The 17,753-nt window shown below is 68.4% G+C and carries 17 protein-coding genes; 9 read left to right on the top strand and 8 right to left on the bottom strand.

Going from position 1 to position 17,753, the window contains the following annotated elements:
• Positions 1 to 109 precede the first annotated feature (109 nt).
• Both guaA and N4R40_RS09880 read right to left on the bottom strand, forming a co-directional pair.
• Positions 110 to 1,693, bottom strand: coding sequence for a glutamine-hydrolyzing GMP synthase (gene guaA / locus N4R40_RS09885; protein ID WP_261607207.1), 1,584 nt, complete (start codon positions 1,691 to 1,693; stop codon positions 110 to 112).
• Positions 1,690 to 2,196, bottom strand: a complete 507-nt coding sequence (locus N4R40_RS09880) for a DUF3817 domain-containing protein (RefSeq protein WP_261607206.1) — start codon at positions 2,194 to 2,196, stop codon at positions 1,690 to 1,692. The genes guaA and N4R40_RS09880 overlap by 4 nt, the downstream gene beginning before the upstream one ends.
• A gap of 136 nt (positions 2,197 to 2,332) precedes the next feature.
• Between N4R40_RS09880 and N4R40_RS09875 the strand changes: the two genes are divergently transcribed.
• Positions 2,333 to 2,851 carry an RNA polymerase sigma factor gene (locus tag N4R40_RS09875; protein WP_261607205.1) on the top strand — a complete coding sequence of 173 codons (519 nt, stop codon included), beginning with the start codon at positions 2,333 to 2,335 and terminating at the stop codon, positions 2,849 to 2,851.
• Between the two features lie 38 nt (positions 2,852 to 2,889).
• On the top strand, positions 2,890 to 4,299 hold the full coding sequence (locus tag N4R40_RS09870; protein WP_261607204.1) for a hypothetical protein: 1,410 nt from the start codon (positions 2,890 to 2,892) through the stop codon (positions 4,297 to 4,299).
• Between the two features lie 14 nt (positions 4,300 to 4,313).
• Here N4R40_RS09870 and N4R40_RS09865 read toward each other — a convergent pair whose 3' ends face one another.
• Together N4R40_RS09865 and N4R40_RS09860 are read right to left on the bottom strand one after the other, a co-directional pair.
• Positions 4,314 to 5,162, bottom strand: a complete 849-nt coding sequence (locus tag N4R40_RS09865; protein ID WP_261607203.1) for an SURF1 family cytochrome oxidase biogenesis protein — start codon at positions 5,160 to 5,162, stop codon at positions 4,314 to 4,316.
• Positions 5,162 to 6,280 (bottom strand): GuaB3 family IMP dehydrogenase-related protein, encoded by a 1,119-nt coding sequence (locus N4R40_RS09860; protein WP_261607433.1) that lies wholly within the window; start codon positions 6,278 to 6,280, stop codon positions 5,162 to 5,164. Before N4R40_RS09860 ends, N4R40_RS09865 begins: the two co-directional genes overlap by 1 nt.
• Before the next feature lie 60 nt (positions 6,281 to 6,340).
• Between N4R40_RS09860 and N4R40_RS09855 the strand changes: the two genes are divergently transcribed.
• The 3 genes from N4R40_RS09855 (at position 6,341) to N4R40_RS09845 (ending at position 8,584) form a co-directional block, all read left to right on the top strand.
• Positions 6,341 to 7,441, top strand: coding sequence for an FAD-dependent oxidoreductase (locus tag N4R40_RS09855; protein WP_261607202.1), 1,101 nt, complete (start codon positions 6,341 to 6,343; stop codon positions 7,439 to 7,441).
• Between the two features lie 220 nt (positions 7,442 to 7,661).
• On the top strand, positions 7,662 to 7,892 hold the full coding sequence (locus tag N4R40_RS09850) for a hypothetical protein (protein WP_261607201.1): 231 nt from the start codon (positions 7,662 to 7,664) through the stop codon (positions 7,890 to 7,892).
• Positions 7,889 to 8,584 carry a sirohydrochlorin chelatase gene (locus tag N4R40_RS09845; RefSeq protein ID WP_261607200.1) on the top strand — a complete coding sequence of 232 codons (696 nt, stop codon included), beginning with the start codon at positions 7,889 to 7,891 and terminating at the stop codon, positions 8,582 to 8,584. The genes N4R40_RS09850 and N4R40_RS09845 overlap by 4 nt, the downstream gene beginning before the upstream one ends.
• Before the next feature lie 117 nt (positions 8,585 to 8,701).
• On the opposite strand, the gene N4R40_RS09840 is transcribed toward N4R40_RS09845, so the two are convergent.
• The 4 genes from N4R40_RS09840 to guaB all read right to left on the bottom strand — a co-directional run bounded on the left by N4R40_RS09840 (position 8,702) and on the right by guaB (position 13,280).
• Positions 8,702 to 9,535: a carbohydrate kinase family protein gene (locus N4R40_RS09840; RefSeq protein WP_261607199.1), complete on the bottom strand. Its 834-nt coding sequence runs from the start codon at positions 9,533 to 9,535 to the stop codon at positions 8,702 to 8,704.
• A 20-nt stretch (positions 9,536 to 9,555) separates the two neighbouring features.
• Complete coding sequence (locus tag N4R40_RS09835; RefSeq protein ID WP_261607198.1) at positions 9,556 to 10,431, bottom strand: EamA family transporter; 876 nt, start codon at positions 10,429 to 10,431, stop codon at positions 9,556 to 9,558.
• Entirely contained in the window at positions 10,428 to 11,438 is a 1,011-nt protein-coding gene (locus tag N4R40_RS09830; RefSeq protein WP_261607197.1) for a serine hydrolase domain-containing protein, read from the bottom strand. Before N4R40_RS09830 ends, N4R40_RS09835 begins: the two co-directional genes overlap by 4 nt.
• Positions 11,439 to 11,777: 339 nt before the next feature.
• Positions 11,778 to 13,280: an IMP dehydrogenase gene (gene guaB / locus N4R40_RS09825; protein WP_261607196.1), complete on the bottom strand. Its 1,503-nt coding sequence runs from the start codon at positions 13,278 to 13,280 to the stop codon at positions 11,778 to 11,780.
• 245 nt (positions 13,281 to 13,525) lie between these two features.
• On the opposite strand from guaB, the gene N4R40_RS09820 reads away from it, so the two are divergent.
• The 4 genes from N4R40_RS09820 (at position 13,526) to N4R40_RS09805 (ending at position 17,613) form a co-directional block, all read left to right on the top strand.
• Positions 13,526 to 14,851, top strand: coding sequence for a branched-chain amino acid ABC transporter permease (locus N4R40_RS09820; RefSeq protein WP_407665882.1), 1,326 nt, complete (start codon positions 13,526 to 13,528; stop codon positions 14,849 to 14,851).
• Between the two features lie 5 nt (positions 14,852 to 14,856).
• On the top strand, positions 14,857 to 15,846 hold the full coding sequence (locus N4R40_RS09815) for a branched-chain amino acid ABC transporter permease (RefSeq protein WP_261607195.1): 990 nt from the start codon (positions 14,857 to 14,859) through the stop codon (positions 15,844 to 15,846).
• 112 nt (positions 15,847 to 15,958) lie between these two features.
• Positions 15,959 to 16,834 (top strand): ABC transporter ATP-binding protein, encoded by an 876-nt coding sequence (locus N4R40_RS09810; protein WP_261607431.1) that lies wholly within the window; start codon positions 15,959 to 15,961, stop codon positions 16,832 to 16,834.
• Positions 16,831 to 17,613, top strand: a complete 783-nt coding sequence (locus tag N4R40_RS09805; RefSeq protein WP_261607194.1) for an ABC transporter ATP-binding protein — start codon at positions 16,831 to 16,833, stop codon at positions 17,611 to 17,613. The genes N4R40_RS09810 and N4R40_RS09805 overlap by 4 nt, the downstream gene beginning before the upstream one ends.
• Positions 17,614 to 17,753 lie beyond the last annotated feature (140 nt).

Here is a 17,753-nt window from a genome sequence, read left to right as displayed (position 1 = left end):
CCTGCGGAGAAGGCGACATTCGGCGGCGATCGTGCGAAGCACCCAGCAAAGCCGGAAACGACGGATGCCGGGGCCCGATCCTCAGATCAGGCCCCGGCATCCGGTCACATCACTCCCACTCGATGGTCCCCGGGGGCTTGCTCGTCACGTCGAGGACGACCCGGTTGACGTCGCGCACCTCGTTCGTGATGCGGTTCGAGATGCGCGCCAGCACGTCGTAGGGCAGGCGCGTCCAGTCGGCCGTCATGGCGTCTTCCGACGACACCGGGCGCAGCACGATCGGGTGGCCGTACGTGCGGCCGTCGCCCTGAACGCCGACCGAGCGGACTTCGGCGAGCAGCACGACCGGGCACTGCCAGATCTCGCTGTCCAGGCCGGCAGCCGTCAGCTCGGCGCGGGCGATGGCGTCGGCATCACGCAGAATCTCGAGACGGTCAGCGGTAACCTCACCGACGATGCGGATGCCGAGACCGGGCCCCGGAAACGGCTGCCGGCCGACGATCACCTCGGGCAGTCCGAGTTCGCGACCGATTGCGCGCACCTCGTCCTTGAAGAGCGTCCGCAGCGGCTCGACGAGCTCGAACTGCAGGTCTTCGGGCAGGCCGCCCACGTTGTGGTGGCTCTTGATGTTCGCGGTGCCGGTCCCCCCACCAGACTCGACGACGTCGGGGTAGAGGGTCCCCTGCACGAGGAAGCGGATCGGCTCACCGTCGGCCGCGGCCTCCGCCACGAGCGCTTTCTCGGCCGCCTCGAAGGAACGGATGAACTCCCGCCCGATGATCTTGCGCTTCTGCTCGGGATCGCTGACACCGGCGAGCGCACTGAGGAACTGCTCACGCGCGTCGACGGTGACCAGGCGCACGCCGGTCGAGGCCACGTAGTCCTGCTCGACCTGCTCGCGCTCGTCCTTCCGGAGCAGCCCGTGGTCGACGAAGATGCAGACCAGCTGGTCGCCGACGGCCTTGTGCACGAGCGCCGCGGCGACCGCGGAGTCGACGCCGCCGGAGAGGCCGCAGATGACGCGTCCGGTTCCGATCTGCTCCTGGATGCGGGCGACCTGCTCGGCGATGACGTTGCCGCTGTTCCAGTCGGCGGCGAGGCCGGCCGCCTTGTGCAGGAAGTTGACGATGACGTCCTGGCCGTAGTCGGAGTGCTTCACCTCGGGGTGCCACTGCACGCCGTAGAAGCACTTCTCGGCGTTGCCGAAGGCCGCGACCGGGGTCGCCGCCGTCGAAGCCAGCACGTCGAAGCCGGCGGGCGCCTCAGACACCTGGTCACCGTGACTCATCCACACGTTCTGGGTTTCGGGCTGGCCGCCGAGCAGCACACCGCCGTCGCCTTCGAGCACGGCATCCGTCGCTCCGTACTCGCGGAGTCCCGTGTTGGCCACGACGCCGCCGAGCTGACGGGCCATCACCTGGAAGCCGTAGCAGATGCCGAGAGTCGGGATGCCGAGCTCCAGCACGCCGGCATCCAACGTGGGCGCTTCCGGCTCGTACACCGAGGAGGGGCCGCCGGAGAGGACAAGCGCGAGCGGGTTGCGCGCGGCGACCTCGTCGGCCGTGACGGTGTGGGGCACGATCTCGCTGTAGACGCCGGCTTCGCGCACGCGTCGCGCGATGAGCTGCGCGTATTGTGCGCCGAAGTCGACGACCAGGACAGGTCGCTGGTCGGTCTGAGTCTCGGTGGTCACCGGGTGCCTTCCGTGATGAGAGCGGATGCCGCCTCGCGCTCGGCGAGGTAGGTCTTGACCTCGCGGGCGACGCGGGCCTCCATGAAGAACGACAGGAGCGGGACGATGCCGCCGAGGGCGAGCATGATGAAGCGCGGGAAGCGCCAGCGCATCAGGCTCCAGATCCGGAAGCAGGCGAACAGGTACACCACGTAGAACCAGCCGTGCGCGACGAGGATGCCGAGCGACAGGTTGAACCCGTCGCCGGCCGACGTCAGTTCACATCCGCTTCCACCGGGGAGGAAGAGCGAGAACCATTGGCAATCGGCGCCGACGATGACCGGCGCCAGCCACAGCAACCCGCCCGAGCCGCCGGTGAACACCTCGACGTGCAGAGGCGTGTACTTCAGGATCATCTCGGCGAGCAGAAGCAAGAGCCCGACACCGGTGATGACCGAGGCGATCTGGTAGAACTTCAGCGCCCCGCGGATCGCCGGAAAGGTGGCGAGTTTGGGCTGAGGCATGAGGTCCAGTCTACTCGGCGGACACCGGCGCCCCGGCCTCGACCAGACGTCGTCGACCGCGAAGATCAGACACCTGCAAGAATCACGACCACACCGACATAAACACCGTGAGGAACGGTTATGCGGACGGAGATCCATGAGCGACGATCACGCGTGGTACATCGCGGAGGTCGCCTGCCACGCCGACGCGATCTACCGGTATTTCGTGCGCCGCACGTCTCGACAGGACGCTGAGGACCTGGCATCGGACGTGTTCACCACCGCTTGGCGGCGCCGCGTGGACGTCCCACGCGGCGCAGAGTTGCCGTGGCTCTACAAGACCGCGGGGTTCGTCCTTTCCAACCACCGCCGCCGCGCAATCGTCGCGCCTGTCCACGCGTTGCCTCCGCTGTCGAGCCCCGATCACGCCGAACAGACGGCACGTAGCGACGAACTCTCCCGCGCGCTCGCCCTCCTGAAAAGTCGGGACCGGGAGATTCTGATGCTCCACGCCTGGGAGGGCTTGGACGGCAACGAACTCGCTGAGGCTCTGGGTGTGTCTCGATCGGGCGCCCAGGCCGCCCTCTCCCGTGCTCGCGCGCGACTGCGGAGCGTCTGGAGGAGCCAGGACGAAGACCGCACCGGGGTGGTCGTGCAAGATGCTCGGCTCCTCTGACACATACCCAGAAGACCCCCTTCCGGACGGAGCGACTGATGGACCCGCACGACGAGGACACTTCTCTATCCGCGATGCGCTCGCTCGACCCGGCGGCGGGAACCGAGGCACCCGCGCATCTGCGTAGCCACGTGACCGGCATCCCCGATAATGCGGCGCGTTCTTCGGTGCATGCCGGTCGCTCACGGTGGCTTGCCCCCGCCGCAGCTGCAGCCGCTCTCGTCGTCGGTCTCGGCGGCGGATACCTTGCCGGATCGCGCGGTGACGCCGCGCCGTCCGCTGCGGCGACGGCAACGCCCTCCGGCACGCCGATCACCGTTGCCGTGGGCAGCGCAGAGGAACCCGCGCCGCCAGTCAGCCTCGGCGGAGCCGGCCGGAGTGGTGCGGGTGACGCCGGTTTGCTAGGTGGGCAGGAAGCCACGGCAAACTCAGCGACGGCCGACGCGGCCGTCTCTCCATGGCACTACTCCAACGGTCGACGCTTTATCGTGCCCCCGTTCGATCAGACGCCGTCCATGTCCGCCGTCTACGCGCTCGACGGACGAGCGCAATACTCTGCGCCCGATGCAGAACGGATAGCGGCTGCGCTCGGCCTCGACGGAACCGCCCATCAGGACCAGCCCGAACAAGGCTGGATCGTCGGGGATCGACAGGGCAACGGCCCAAGACTGTGGCTCTCACCGACGGGAGCCGGGGATGTGAACTTCTCCGGCGGCATCGCCGACCCGCACTCCGAATGCTGGGCAGCGATCGGGCCCAAATACGGCGTCGACACCGGCACCGACATGACGGAAGATGACTGGAAGGCGTTCGACGCAGAAACGAAGCAGTGCCTTGCGGACACGCCGATGCCGACGGAGCAGCAAGCCCGTGATGCCCTCAGCCTGTTCTTGTCGGCAACCGGTGTCGACGAGTTGCAGACTCAGGTCACGGTTACGCCGGAGGAGCAGGGGCGCACGATCTCCGCTTCTGCGGCTCGCGTCGTTGCCGAAAACGCCACGGTCGTCACCTCCACGATCACCGTGTCGGCCAAGGGGTTCTTGTACGGCTATGGGCCGACCGCGACGATTGTCTCGTTGGGAAACTACGACATCGTCAGCCCTGCCGAGGCGGCAGCGCGCCTCAACGACCCCGTCTTCGCGCCCGCCTACGCCTCGACGATGGCGTCAGAGGTCGACTACGAACAGTTCGACGATCCAGCGACCGAGCCACCGGCTGTCCCCGCTGCGGGCGCGCTCGTCCCCTGGGGCATCACGGAGTTCGAGATCGTCTCGGCTCGTCTGGGACTTGCGCAGATGACGAGCATCGACGATGAGCGGTTCCTCGCGCCCGCGTACGAGTTCACCGATACCGAAGGCAACGTCTGGAGCGTACTGGCACTGGCCGAGCGTGAGATTGATCCCGTCGGCGGCGGTGCAAGCTACGGCTGGGGAGGTTTTGTCTACTAGGCCCACGCTCGTCGTCAGACGCCCAGCTCGGCGGCCTCTTCCAGCTCCTCGACTTCTTTCTCCCAAGCATCCTTGGCCAGGCGGTACCACATGTAGAAGGCGAAGCCGGCGAAGATCGCCCATTCCACGGCGTAGAAGATGTTGAGCCAGTTGACGTTCGACCCTTCGACGGGTGCGGGCGAGTCGATCGCGACGAGGTCGTCGGGCAGAGCGAGGCCCGTCGTATCGATGTCGGCAACGAGGTACGGGCGGTACACGTCGAGGCCCTCGATGTCGCTCCACTGTCCGAGGAGCGCCGCCGGCGACATCCGGGTCATCTCGGTCGCTGCCGCACCGTCGGGCGGGAGCGCGGGGCCCTCGTCCGAGATGATGCGTCCGGTCAGCGTGGCCGTCGCTGCGTCGCCATCGGCGGCGAGAGCGGATGCCGCGGCATCGGCCGCATCCCGCGTCGGCGCCCAGGCGATCGCGACCGCCAGGAGGGCCGGGCCATCGCCTGTGCGGAACTGTCCGGTGACCCAATACCCCTCGACGCCGTCATTGAAGCGTGAGGAGACGACCAGGAAGTCGGTCGGATGCCAGGTCCCGCTCACCTCGACGCGCTGTCCGACGAGCGGCTCGGGGAGGTACTCCCCCGGCGTCGTGACGTCGGCGAGAGGCTGGACGATTTCGGTGGCGCCGGGGGGCGCCGGGTCGGTATCGATCGCGTTCCCCAGTTGCCACTGACCGAGCCACGCGAAGACGGCGGCGACGGCCAGGGCGAACACCAGCATCCCGATCCACCAGGGACGCAGCAGGACTTCGCGGAGCGTCGGCGGGAAGACCTCGACGGCCTCCGGCGATGCCTCGCTCACGCTCGATGCCATCACTGGGCGGTATACGGCGCGACGACGACCTCGACGCGCTGGAACTCCTTGAGGTCGGAATACCCGGTCGTGGCCATCGACTTGCGAAGCGCGCCGATGAGGTTCGCCGTGCCGTCCGCGACGGGCGCGGGGCCGTAGAGAATCTGCTCGAGCGGGCCGACCTGGCCGACCTCGACGCGTCTGCCGCGGGGAAGCTTGGCGTGGTGGGCTTCGGGACCCCAGTGGAATCCCTGCCCGGGTGCATCCGTCGCGCGGGCGAGGGCGACGCCCAGCATGACGGCATCCGCCCCCATCGCGAGCGCCTTGACGATGTCGCCGGACGTGCCCACGCCGCCGTCGGCGATCACGTGCACGTAGCGTCCGCCGGATTCGTCGAGGTAGTCGCGGCGCGCGCCGGCGACGTCCGCCACGGCGGTCGCCATCGGCGCGTGGATGCCGAGGGTGGCGCGCGTCGTCGATGCCGCTCCCCCGCCGAACCCGACGAGGACGCCCGCGGCGCCCGTGCGCATGAGATGGAGCGCCGCCGTGTAGGTCGAGGCGCCGCCGACGATGACGGGGACGTCGAGGTCGTAGATGAACTTCTTGAGGTTGAGGGGTTCGAGCTCGCTCGAGACGTGCTCCGCCGACACGGTCGTTCCGCGGATCACGAACAGGTCGACGCCCGCGGCGACGACCGTCTCGTACAGGTCCTGCGTGCGCTGAGGCGTGAGCGCGCCGGCCACGGTGACCCCTGCTTCGCGGATCTCGGCAAGGCGATCGCGTACCAGTTCGGGCTTGATCGGCTCGCTGTAGAGCTCCTGCATACGACGGGTGGCGTCGATGTCCGAGAGCCCTGCGATTTCGGCGAGCAACGGTTCGGGGTCGTCGTAGCGGGTCCAGACGCCCTCGAGATCGAGGACGCCGAGTCCGCCGAGCTGTCCGAGCATGATCGCCGTGCGCGGGCTCATCACCGAGTCCATGGGCGCGCCGAGCACCGGAATGCCGAATCCGAACGCGTCGATCGTCCAGGACGTCGAAACATCCTCGGGGTTGCGCGTGCGCCGCGAAGGCACAACGGCGATGTCGTCGAATGCGTAGGCGCGGCGGGCGCGCTTGGCGCGGCCGAGCTCGATCTCCATGCTCACCCTCTCAGCCTACCCGGGTGCCCACGTGCGCCAGGATGGATGCCGGAGGTCACGATGCGAATCATCATCATCGGCGGCGGCGTGATGGGGTTGTCCACCGCGTGGCAGCTCGTTCGCCGCGGCGAACGCCCGCTCGTGCTCGAGCGCTTCGCGCGGGGGCACCACGAGGGCGCGTCGCACGGCGAGACGCGCAACTTCAACAACGCGTACGGCGAGGCGCACTACCTCGATCTGCTGGCGCGTGCCCGCGAGGGATGGGATGCGCTCGGCATCGTCGACGGTGAGCCGCTTCTGCGGCTGCACGGACTGGTGTCTCACGGGTCCGGCGCGGCGCTCGGGGCGGGCAGCGGGGCTGGGCTCACGGACATTGCGGCGGGGCTGACCGCGCGCGGAATCCCGGCCGAGCTTCTGGACGGCGCCGAGGCGGCCGGGCGGTGGCCGGGCATGCGCTTCGAGGACACCGTCTTGTTCTCGTCGGATGCCGGCGTCGCCCGGGCCGCGGCCTCGCTCCGCGAACTCGAGCGGCGCACGGTCGAGGCCGGCGGCGAGGTGCGCTGGGACACCCGGGTGCGCGCGGTCTCGCCGGACGCCGACGGTGTCGATGTCGTGACGGATGCCGGTGTCTTCCGGGCGGACATCGCGATCGTGACGGCCGGTGCGTGGACCGAGGGTCTGCTGAGTGGCAGCATCCACCTGCCCCGCCTGCGGGTGACGGAAGAAACACCCGCGCATTTCACTGCGCGAATCTCGGGACCCTGGCCGTCGTTCAATCACTTCGTCGCGCCGGGCGCGCAACCGGCGAACGTGTACGGCATGCCGACACCCGGCGAGGGGATCAAAGTCGGGTTCCACGGCGTCGGCGACGAGATCGATCCGGATGCGCGACCCCATCGACCCGGGTGGCAGCGCGAACTCGCGGCGTACGTGCGCGAATGGTTCCCCGGTCTCGATGCGGATTCGGCGGTACCCGTCTCGTGCACCTACACGACGACGCCGACCGAGGCCTTCGTGCTCGATCGCGTCGGCCCCCTTGTGGTCGGCGCCGGATTCTCTGGCCAAGGCTTCAAGTTCGCCCCCGGCGTGGGGGCGACGCTCGCCGACCTCGCCCTGGATCCCGCCGCGCGCGCCGCCGCGCCCTTTCGCCTCCCGACATAGGGCGGCTTCCGCCTCGACGGCTCTCCGGGTGCACCGCTCTCCCGGCTGCACGATCTCCGCAGATTGTCGCGATCTCCGCACCGGATGCCGGCATCCCCTGTGGGAATGGTGACATTCTGCGGCGTTCGTTGCTTCCTCCCCAGGGCGGGGCGCGGTCGAGTTGTCCCCCAACGCGAGGTGTCACGGTCACAGGAAGTGATACCAGCGACAGGATGCCGGTATGTCTGCACCACGGAAGTCGCTCGAGGACCTGTTCGCCCAGGTGAGCGCGGTTGGGATCGCGCACCGCGCCGCACTCCTGCAGCAGGGTTTCACGGCGCGGCAATTGCGGGAACTGGTGCGCGCGGGCGGTGTGGACGTGCTTCGGCGTCACTGGTTCGCGGCTGAGACGGCGGCGCCCCACAAGCGCGGGTACCGGCTCGACGTCGCCTCCCCGGAGGGCCCCGCATGACTCCCGTCCTCATCGCTTGCTCGCACGGGACCAGCTCGCCCGACGGCCGCGCCGCCATCTCCGCAACCGTCGAGAAGGTGCGCCTGCTGCTGCCGCACATCTCGGTCGAAGAGGCCTTCGTCGACGTGCAGCAGCCCGAGATCGACGACGTCGTCCGCGCCGTCTCGCCTCGACCCGCCGTCGTCGTGCCCCTGCTCCTGTCGACCGGGTTCCACACGAAGGTCGACATCGCCCGCGCGGTGACGGATGCCGGGGGCCGCGCGACGGCGACCGCGGCGCTTGGACCGCACCCCCTGCTGGCCGAGCTGCTCGCGACCCGCCTGCACGAGGCGGGGCTGTCGGAGGGCGACGCCGTCGTGCTCGCGGCCGCGGGATCGAGCGACCCCGCGGCATCCGTCGACGTCGCCGGCATGGCCGACCTGCTGCGGGCCCACCTCGACCCGCCCGTCTCGGTCGCCTTCGCGGCGGGAGCCGGCATCCGCATCGGCGACGCCGTCGCGCAGGCGCGCGCGACCGGCGCCCGTCGCGTCGTCGCGGCCAGTTACGTCCTCGCACCGGGCCACTTCGCCGACGTCATCGCTCGCGGCGGCGCGGACGTCGTCACCGCGCCACTGGCTCCCGACGACGCGGTCGCCCGCATCGTCGCCGAGCGCTACCTCGCCGCCGCCGGCGCCGTCGCTCACGCCGCCTGAGCCGGCGTCGCCCACCCCGCGAAAGCGCTCCTTCGTGCCGAGCGCGCTGTTCGCTGCGCGGCATCTAATGGCGCGCTCGGCACGAAGCGGCGCGCTCGGCCACGGACGCTGCGCGGCTCAGGCGAGCGCGGGGTGCAGGTGGGCGGACTCCAGCGCGACGACAGCCTGCTGCGCGCCCGCCGCGAGGCATCCGTCCACGTCGGCGCCCGCCAGATGCGCGGCGAGGAACCCGGCGAAGAAGGCGTCGCCCGCGCCGTTGGTGTCGACGAGGTCGACGGATGCCGCGGCCACGGCGTATCGCGTGCCGTCCGCGCCCAGCGCGATCGCGCCTTCGGCGCCGCGCGTACAGACCGCCATGCGTGGGCCGCGGTCGACGCACGATCGCAGCAGCGCCCACGGGTCGTCGACCGCGTCATCGTTCATGAAGACGACCTCGGCGGCACGCAGGAACGGCTCGTGGAATGCCGAGGACCCGTCGTAGTCGTGGAGGTCGGTCCAGACCGGGGCGCCGACGCCACGCCGGATCAGTTCGGCCCCGAAGGCGCCCAGATCGACGACGGCGACCTCGGCGGTCGCCAGATCGGCGAGCGACGTTTCCACAGCCGACTCGTCGGCGGGCGACGGGGTGGCGACGTACAGCGACACCCGTCCGCCCTCAGCGGTCATCAGGTTCACGTGCTGCTCGGTGACCGCGCTCACGTGCCGCACCACTTCGACTTCGGCGCGCCGCAGCGCCTCGGCGACCGCCACGCCCTCGGCATCCTCACCGAGCAGGGCGTGCAGTCGGACGGCGACACCCGCATCCGCCAGGTGCACCGCCTTTCCGGCCGACGTGCCCCCCACGGTGTGCACCGAGGCAGAGGCGAACTGCATGTGCGGAACGGGCTCGGGGAGGCGATCGAGCAGGATGAGGTGATTCCACGCGGCGGGCCCGCAAACGACGACGGTCATGCGCCCAGTCAAGCGCAGCGTCAGCCGATCGGCTCGGCGATGTCGTCGGCGCGGCGGCCCCCAGCACGGACGGCGCCCACCGACGCGGCGATCACGAGGACGATGCCCGCCATCTCCCAGACGGTGAGGTGCTGCCCCAGCAGGAGGAATCCGGCCAGCGCCGCCGTCGCGGGGGCGAGGGCCATGAGGATCGAGAACGCCGCCGCGGGGAGCCGACGGAGCGCAATGAGCTCGAGGGCGTACGGGATCGTCGACGAGAGCAGAGCGACCGCCGCGCCCAGCGCGACCAGGTCCAGCCGCAAGAGGTCCGCGCCCGCGTTCGCGATACCGAACGGGAGCGACAGCACGGCTGCGAAGGTCATCGCCAGCGCGAGCCCGTCCAGCCGAGGGAAGGCAGCGCCGACTCGCGCCGACGCGAGGATGTAGAACGCCCAGCTCACCGCGGCGCCCAGCGCGAAGAGCACGCCGAGGAGGTCGAGGCGGTCCCACCCGCCGCCGCCGAGCGCGACGACGCCGCAGAGAGCCAGCCCCGCCCAGAGCCACGACGAACGACGCCGCCCCGCGATGATCGACAGCGCCAGCGGACCGAGCACCTCGATCGTCACGGTGATGCCCAGGGGCAGCCGCGCCAACGCCAGGTAGAAGAAGCCGTTCATGACGGCGAGGGCGGTGCCGAGCTGCACGACGGCGATCCAGCCCGCTCGCCCGTGGCCGCGCAGCGAGGGGCGGGCGATGAGCCAGAGGATGACGGCGGAGAAGACGAGCCGAAGCATCACCATGCCCAGGGGACCCGCCTCGGGGAACAGCAGCACGGCGAGGGAGGCTCCCACCTCCTGGCAGACGAGACCCGTGACGACGAGTCCGACGGCGGTGGCGGGTGGACCGCCGCGGGTCACGAGCAGACGGCCGTCTCGGAGATCGTGCCGGCGAGGCTCTCCGCCGTCCACGGCAGGCCCGACTCGGGGGCCGTGCGACCCTCCGCGGCGGGCGCCTTCGAGGCGACGGCGGCGAGCTGCCACGCCAGCGTGCGCACGAGCGCGGCGGAGGCGCGAGAGTTGTTGAGGACGACGACGACCGCGAGGCCGGTCTCGCGGTCGCCGAACGCCGCCGTGAGGTAGCCCGGGATCGAGCCGTACTGGCCGACGAGCGAGCCGGCCTGGAACGCGCCACCGTCGGCTGTGAACCACGACGGCTGCGAGCGGAGGGTCCGGGCATCCGCGAAGCGGCCCTCCGTGTCGTACGAACGCGCGCCGGCCGCCAGTGCGCGAGCGTAGGTCGCGAGGTCATCGACATCGGAGACGACGCCTGCCGCGGCGCCGCCGGCGGTGGGCGAGAGAGCGGTGACGTCGAGAGGTTCGGCGCAGCTCGTCTTGCCGTCCTCCGTCGTGCCGGATCGGAACCCGTTCAACACGTCGCCGCCGGTTGGCATCGACAGGGGCGCCGAGCTCGCCGACATGCCGAGCGGCTCGAACACGAACTCCTGGTACAACGCGTTGAGCGACGATCCGGTCACCCGCTCGAGGACGACGCCGAGGAGGAGGTAGCCCGTGTCGGACTCGCCGTACCGCGTGCCGGGGTCGAAGGCGCGATCCTTCGCGAGGCCGTACGCGGCGAGTTCGCGCGCGTTCCATACGCGTTCAGGATTCTTCAGCAGCCGCGGGAGGAGCACGTCGAGATAGGTGTCTAGGGGGAGATCAAGGTCGTTTTCTGCGGCGTAGATATAGATCTGGTTGCGGGCGATGTGGCGCTGCAGCGACACCATGAACGAGTACCCGCAACTGGACAGGCGAAGCGCCCCAGGTTTGATGCCGCATCCTTTTTGGCGATCGTGCGCATCAGCACCAGCGCCGAGGTCGGCACCGGCGGACCTCAGCACCAACACCGGCGGAGGATCGGTGAGCATCGAGCCGAGCAAGGACCGGCGGAGACGGCACCGGCATCCACACCGGCACGGCATCTCCCACGGCGCACGATCGCCGCAGAATGTCGACATTCCCGCACCGGATGCCGCATCCACCTGCGGAGATCGCGACATTCTGCGGCGATCGTGCACCAGCCGACGGGCTGTCGGCATTCAGCCGATGCTGCCCCCGCGGGCTCCTGCACCCCACTGGGGCAACGAAGTCCGCAGAATGCAGAGAACTCCGCACCCGATCGACAAAAAGGATGCGGAGTTCGCGACATTCTGCGGCGATCGTCAGCCAGCCGACGGGACGCCGACATAGAGCCAGCCCGCCGGCGCTCAGCGCTTGTAGTTCGGCGCCTCCACCACGATCTGCACGTCGTGGGGGTGGCTCTCCTTGAGGCCTGCCGGAGTGATCCGCACGAACTTGCCTTTGGCCTTGAGCTCTTCGATCGTGCGGGCGCCGACGTAGAACATCGACTGCCGCAGGCCTCCGATGAGCTGATGGGCGACCGCCGAGACCGGGCCGCGGTAGGCGACCTGACCTTCGATGCCCTCGGGGATGAGCTTGTCGTCGGAGGGCACATCGGCCTGGAAATAGCGGTCCTTCGAGTACGACGTGTTCTTGCCACGCGTCTGCATCGCGCCGAGCGAGCCCATGCCGCGATACAGCTTGAACTGCTTGCCGCCCTGAAAGACGACTTCTCCGGGGGACTCATCGGTGCCGGCGAGTAGCGAGCCCAGCATGACGGTGTCGGCGCCGGCGACGAGGGCCTTGGCGATGTCGCCGGAGTACTGCAGCCCTCCATCGGCGATGATCGGGATGCCGGCTTCGCGCGCGGCCTTGTACGCCTCCCAGATCGCGGTGACCTGCGGCACGCCGACGCCGGCGATGATGCGGGTCGTGCAGATCGATCCCGGGCCGACGCCGACCTTGACCGCGTCGACACCCGCGTCGATCAGTGCCTGTGCACCCTCGCGGGTCGCGGCCTGGCCACCGATGACGTCGATGTGGGCGAACGTGGGGTCGGACTTGATGCGCGTGACCATGTCGATGACGCCGGCGGAGTGTCCGTTCGCGGTGTCGACGACGATCACATCGACACCCGCGTCGCGCAGCGCCTCGGCGCGCTCCCACGCGTCGCCAAAGAAGCCGATCGCGGCGCCGACCCGCAGCCGACCCTGCTCATCCTTCGTGGAGAGCGGATACTTCTCGCTTTTGTCGAAGTCCTTGATCGTGATGAGGCCCGCGAGCTTTCCGTCCTCGTCCAGCAGCGGCAGCTTCTCGACGCGGTGGTGCGCGAAGAGTGCGATGACCTCGTTCGCAGCGATGCCGACGCGGCCGGTGACGAGCCCCTCGGTGGTCATGACGTCGCGAACCTTCGTGGTCTGACGCTCAAAACCCGAGACGAACCGCATGTCGCGGTTCGTGATGATTCCGACCAGCCGCCCGTCGTCGTCGACGACCGGAAGCCCCGAGATCCGGTATTGCGCGCAGAGGTTGTCGACCTCTTCGATCGTGGCGTCGGGAGTCGTCGTGATCGGGTCGGTGATCATGCCCGATTCGCTGCGCTTGACGCGGTCGACCATCGCGGCCTGGTCGGCGATGGACAGATTGCGGTGGATGATGCCGAGTCCGCCTTCCCGCGCGATCGCGATCGCGAGGCGGGCCTCGGTCACGGTGTCCATCGCGGCAGACAGCAACGGCGTCGCGACAGTGATGCGGCGGGTGACGCGGGAGGACGTGTCGGCCTCGGAGGGGATGACGTCGGTGTGTCCCGGGAGGAGCAGCACGTCGTCGTAAGTCAATCCGACGAAACCGAAGGGGTCGTTGTAGTCCATGCGCTCTCCTGCGTGTTCTCGGGCTGTACCGATTCTAAGTCGCGCGGGAGCCGAATAATTCCGGTCTTCGCCAGGCGAACAGGGCGATTCCGCCGCGACAGACCGGGGAGACCAATAGGCGAAACAAAGCCGACACATTACGCTCGTACCGTCGTGGTCACTGCCGACTGCGACCGCATCACCCGATACAGGTGCGCCGGACTGGAGGATTCGTGAGTCCCACGACCGTCACTGCACGCCATCCGATGAGATGGATCGTGCTTTTCCTGGGCGCCATGCTGGCCGCCGGGTTGCTGTTGCTCAGCAGCCCGATCGCCGCGCATGCCGCCTCCCCCGACACCCCGGGAGCCGACCAGGAACAGACCGACTTCTACTTCGGCGGTGTGATCACTTTCGACGAGAAGCCCGTTCCCGACGTGACGATGTCGATTTCCGGCGGCGGATTCGAAGCCGAGACGATCACCGACGCCGAGGGCAAATGGCGGCTGTACGTCCCCGAGAAGGACACGTACACGCTCACGATCGATGAGAACTCGCTGCCGGAAGGCGTCATCGTCGACGCAACACAGCTGACCGAGGGCCTCCAGCCGATCCAGGGCACCACAGGATCGTTCGAAGTCGAGTTCGGCCTCACCAAGACGAAGATCGTGAACCTCTTCCTCGGTCAAGGTGAGCGCATCACGCAGTCGTTCGTCGATCAGCTCGCCGTGCGCTTGGTCAACGGTCTGAACTTCGGTCTTCTCCTCGCTCTCGCCGCGATGGGCGCGGCCCTCATCTACGGCACAACCGGCCTGTCGAACTTCGCTCACGGCGAGATGGTGACGTGGGGCGCGCTCGTGGCGATGGTCTTGTCCACCACGTGGCAGTTGCCGATCTGGCTCGGGATCACCGCCGCGGTGATCGGCGGTGCGGCCCTGGGCCTGGCGACGGATGCCGGGCTTTGGCGCCCGTTGCGGCGGCGCGGGCTGGGCGTCGTCCAACTGATGATCGTCTCGATCGGTCTGTCGCTCGCGCTGCGCTACGTCTACCAGTTCTTCATCGGCGGCAAGACCTATCAGCTGCCGGGAGCGAGCCCTGCCCCGATCCAGTTCGGTCCGATCTCGCTCTCCTACATCGACCTGATCAGCATGGGCGTGAGCATCGTGGTCATCTGCGGTGTCGCGTACTTCCTTCTGCGCACCCGCATCGGCAAGGCGACGCGCGCGATCTCGGACAACCCGCAGCTGGCTGCGGCATCCGGAATCGACGTCGACAAAGTGGTGCGGATCGTCTGGGTGATGGCGGGCATGCTCGCCGCGATCTCGGGTGTCCTGTGGGCGTACTTCCGGCCGGGTGTGCAGTGGAACATGGGCACGCAGATGCTGCTGCTCATCTTCGCCGCCATGACCCTCGGCGGGCTCGGCACGGCGTTCGGCGCTCTGCTCGGCTCGCTCATCGTCGGTCTCGTGGTCGAGACGTCCACCCTGTGGATTCCGTCGGACCTCAAGTACGCCGGCGCACTGGTCGTCCTGATCCTGATCCTGCTGGTGCGACCACAGGGTCTGCTCGGTCGTAAAGAAAGGCTCGGGTAACAGCCATGGATTGGGCTTCCATCCTCTCCAACACGCTCAGCTACCTGCTGAGCCCGGTCACGATCGCCTATGCCCTTGCGGCGACGGGCCTGGCCGTGCACTTCGGCTACGCGGGCCTGCTGAACTTCGGTATGGCCGGCTTCATGGCGCTCGGCGCCTACGGCTACGCGATCGGCATCCTGACCTTCGGCCTGCCCTGGTACCTGGCCATGCTCCTCGGGCTCGTGCTGGCGGCGATCTTCGCCGTGATCCTGGGTGTGCCGACGCTGCGACTACGCGCCGACTACCTCGCGATCGTCACGATCGCGGCGGCCGAGATCGTGCGACTTCTGTTCACGACGCAGGTTTTCGACGAGTGGACCAACTCGGCCGACGGCCTCGGCAACTACAACGGCAGCTTCCAGTCATCCAATCCCTTCCCCGTGCTTCCCACGGGCGAGCGGTACGGCTGGGGACCCTGGCAGTACACGGCACAGCAACTCTGGGTGATCGTGTTCGGCCTGCTCGTGTTGGCGCTGTCCCTCTTCGTCGTCTGGTCGCTCATGAAGAGCCCTTGGGGCCGCGTCCTCAAGGGAATCCGTGAGGACGAGGATGCCGTGCGCTCGCTCGGCAAGAACGTCTTCGCCTACAAGATGCAGGCTCTCGTGGTCGGTGGTGTGATCGGCGCCCTCGGTGGCATCGTCTACGTCCTGCCGTCCGCGGTCATCCCGTCCAGCTACACGACGGCGTTGACCTTCTTCCTCTGGACGATCCTGCTGCTCGGCGGCGCATCGACGATCTTCGGACCGTCGGTCGGCGCCGTCATCTTCTGGATGGTCATGGCGCTCCTCGGCAACCTGCTTCCCGAGATGGCGAAGGCCGGATGGCTGCCGATGACCGATATCCAGGCCGGAACCCTCCGGTACATCCTCGTGGGCGTCGCGCTCATGCTCCTCGTGATCTTCAGGCCGCAGGGACTCCTCGGCGACAAGAGGGAGATGACCTTTGTCAAGTGATCAGAATCCGGATGCCGTGACGGCACCCGCGACGGGCAGTATCGCCCGGCCCAAGGCGACCGGCCTTGCAAAGGGCGAACCGGTCCCCGGTGTCGCCAAAGTCGACCCGATCATGGTGATCGACGGTGTCACGCGCCGCTTCGGGGGCCTCACCGCCGTCGACGTCGAGCACCTCGAGATCCCCCGCAACGCCATCACGGCTCTCATCGGCCCGAACGGCGCCGGCAAGACCACCCTGTTCAACCTGCTGTGCGGGTTCGACAATCCGAACACGGGCGAATGGTCGTACGACGGCAAGAATCTGGCCGGCATCCCCGCCTTCAAGGTGGCGCGGATGGGTCAGGTGCGCACCTTCCAGCTCACCAAGGCGCTCTCGCTGCTCACGGTGCTCGAGAACATGAAGCTCGGTGCACCGAACCAGAAGGGTGAGCGCTTCTGGCAGTCGTTCCTGCCGGCCACGTGGCGCGGCCAGGAGACGGCGAACGAGGAGAAGGCGCGCGGTCTGCTCGCGCGCTTCAAGCTCGACGCCAAGGAGAAGGACTTCGCCGCGTCGCTCTCGGGCGGCCAGCGGAAGCTCCTCGAGATGGCCCGCGCCCTCATGAGCGATCCCAACCTGGTCATGCTCGACGAACCGATGGCCGGGGTCAACCCCGCCCTCACGCAGTCGCTGCTGGACCACATCCTCGATCTCAAGGATCTGGGTGTGACCGTGCTCTTCGTCGAGCACGACATGCACATGGTGCGCCACATCGCCGACTGGGTCGTCGTGATGGCCGAAGGAAAGGTCGTCGCCGAGGGCCCGCCGGACACCGTGATGGAAGACCAGGCCGTCATCGACGCGTACCTGGGCAGCCATCAGGACGTCGACCTCGGTGTCGTCACCGGGCGCGTATCGGGCGAGCTCGACACGTCCGCGATCGCTCTCCTGGAAGAGATCAAAGAGGACGAGGCCGCGGCGATCGCCGAAGCCGAGGAGGAGAACAAGTGACCGGCGAGACCGCTCCTGTGCTGACACCCACCGAGGGCCCGTCGACGGCCGAGATCGTCGTCGACGTCAAGGACCTCACGGCCGGTTACCTGCCCGGCATCAACATCATCAACGGCGCCAATCTTGTCGCCCGCAAGGGCGAACTGATCGGGATCATCGGGCCCAACGGTGCCGGGAAGTCGACGCTGTTGAAGTCGATCTTCGGCATGGTGAAGGTGCGCGGCGGCGACATCACACTGAACGGTGAGTCGATCGTCGGGCTCAAGGCCGACAAGCTCGTGCACCGCGGGGTGGCCTTCGTGCCGCAGAACAACAACGTCTTCCCGTCGCTGTCGATCGAAGAGAACCTGCAGATGGGGCTCTTCCAGAATCCGAAGATCTACGCGGAGCGTCTCGAGTTCGTCACCGGAATCTTCGCCGAACTCGGCAAACGTCTGAAGCAGCGTGCCGGTTCGCTCTCCGGTGGTGAACGCCAGATGGTCGCGATGAGCCGTGCGCTCATGATGGACCCGTCCGTGCTGCTGCTCGATGAGCCGAGCGCGGGCCTGTCCCCCGTCCGCCAGGACGACGCGTTCATCCGCGTCTCCGACATCAACAAGGCCGGCGTGACGACGATCATGGTCGAGCAGAACGCCCGCCGCTGCCTGCAGATCTGCGACCGCGGTTACGTGCTCGACCAGGGCCGCGATGCGCACCACGGCACCGGTCGCGACCTGCTGAACGACCCGCAGGTCATCGGCCTGTACCTGGGAACTCTGGGCGAGGACGAGTCCCACTGACGCACCCACAGCGCCTGTGAAGGGGGGTGGATGCCGGTTCCCGGCATCCACCCCCCTTCTTTGCGCCCCGCTCCCCGCGAGAAGGGAGGGAGCGCCGCGGGATGCCGGCCGCACACGCGGGAAGGGCCCCGGATTGCTCC

The organism is Microbacterium memoriense, assembly GCF_025398275.1.
Taxonomy (GTDB): domain Bacteria; phylum Actinomycetota; class Actinomycetes; order Actinomycetales; family Microbacteriaceae; genus Microbacterium; species Microbacterium memoriense.
The sequence above is the reverse complement of the archived record's forward strand: the minus strand, read 5'-3'. Positions and strand labels throughout refer to the sequence as shown.

Excerpts from the sequence above, each read along its gene's own strand:
- N4R40_RS09880 (WP_261607206.1), bottom strand. The coding sequence starts at position 2,196 with ATGCCTCAGCCCAAACTCGCCACCTTTCCGGCGATCCGCGGGGCGCTG.
- N4R40_RS09875 (WP_261607205.1), top strand. The coding sequence starts at position 2,333 with ATGAGCGACGATCACGCGTGGTACATCGCGGAGGTCGCCTGCCACGCC.
- N4R40_RS09870 (WP_261607204.1), top strand. The coding sequence starts at position 2,890 with ATGGACCCGCACGACGAGGACACTTCTCTATCCGCGATGCGCTCGCTC.
- N4R40_RS09865 (WP_261607203.1), bottom strand. The coding sequence starts at position 5,162 with ATGGCATCGAGCGTGAGCGAGGCATCGCCGGAGGCCGTCGAGGTCTTC.
- N4R40_RS09860 (WP_261607433.1), bottom strand. The coding sequence starts at position 6,280 with ATGGAGATCGAGCTCGGCCGCGCCAAGCGCGCCCGCCGCGCCTACGCA.
- N4R40_RS09855 (WP_261607202.1), top strand. The coding sequence starts at position 6,341 with ATGCGAATCATCATCATCGGCGGCGGCGTGATGGGGTTGTCCACCGCG.
- N4R40_RS09850 (WP_261607201.1), top strand. The coding sequence starts at position 7,662 with ATGTCTGCACCACGGAAGTCGCTCGAGGACCTGTTCGCCCAGGTGAGC.
- N4R40_RS09845 (WP_261607200.1), top strand. The coding sequence starts at position 7,889 with ATGACTCCCGTCCTCATCGCTTGCTCGCACGGGACCAGCTCGCCCGAC.
- N4R40_RS09840 (WP_261607199.1), bottom strand. The coding sequence starts at position 9,535 with ATGACCGTCGTCGTTTGCGGGCCCGCCGCGTGGAATCACCTCATCCTG.
- N4R40_RS09830 (WP_261607197.1), bottom strand. The coding sequence starts at position 11,438 with ATGCTCACCGATCCTCCGCCGGTGTTGGTGCTGAGGTCCGCCGGTGCC.
- guaB (WP_261607196.1), bottom strand. The coding sequence starts at position 13,280 with ATGGACTACAACGACCCCTTCGGTTTCGTCGGATTGACTTACGACGAC.
- N4R40_RS09820 (WP_407665882.1), top strand. The coding sequence starts at position 13,526 with ATGAGATGGATCGTGCTTTTCCTGGGCGCCATGCTGGCCGCCGGGTTG.
- N4R40_RS09815 (WP_261607195.1), top strand. The coding sequence starts at position 14,857 with ATGGATTGGGCTTCCATCCTCTCCAACACGCTCAGCTACCTGCTGAGC.
- N4R40_RS09810 (WP_261607431.1), top strand. The coding sequence starts at position 15,959 with ATGGTGATCGACGGTGTCACGCGCCGCTTCGGGGGCCTCACCGCCGTC.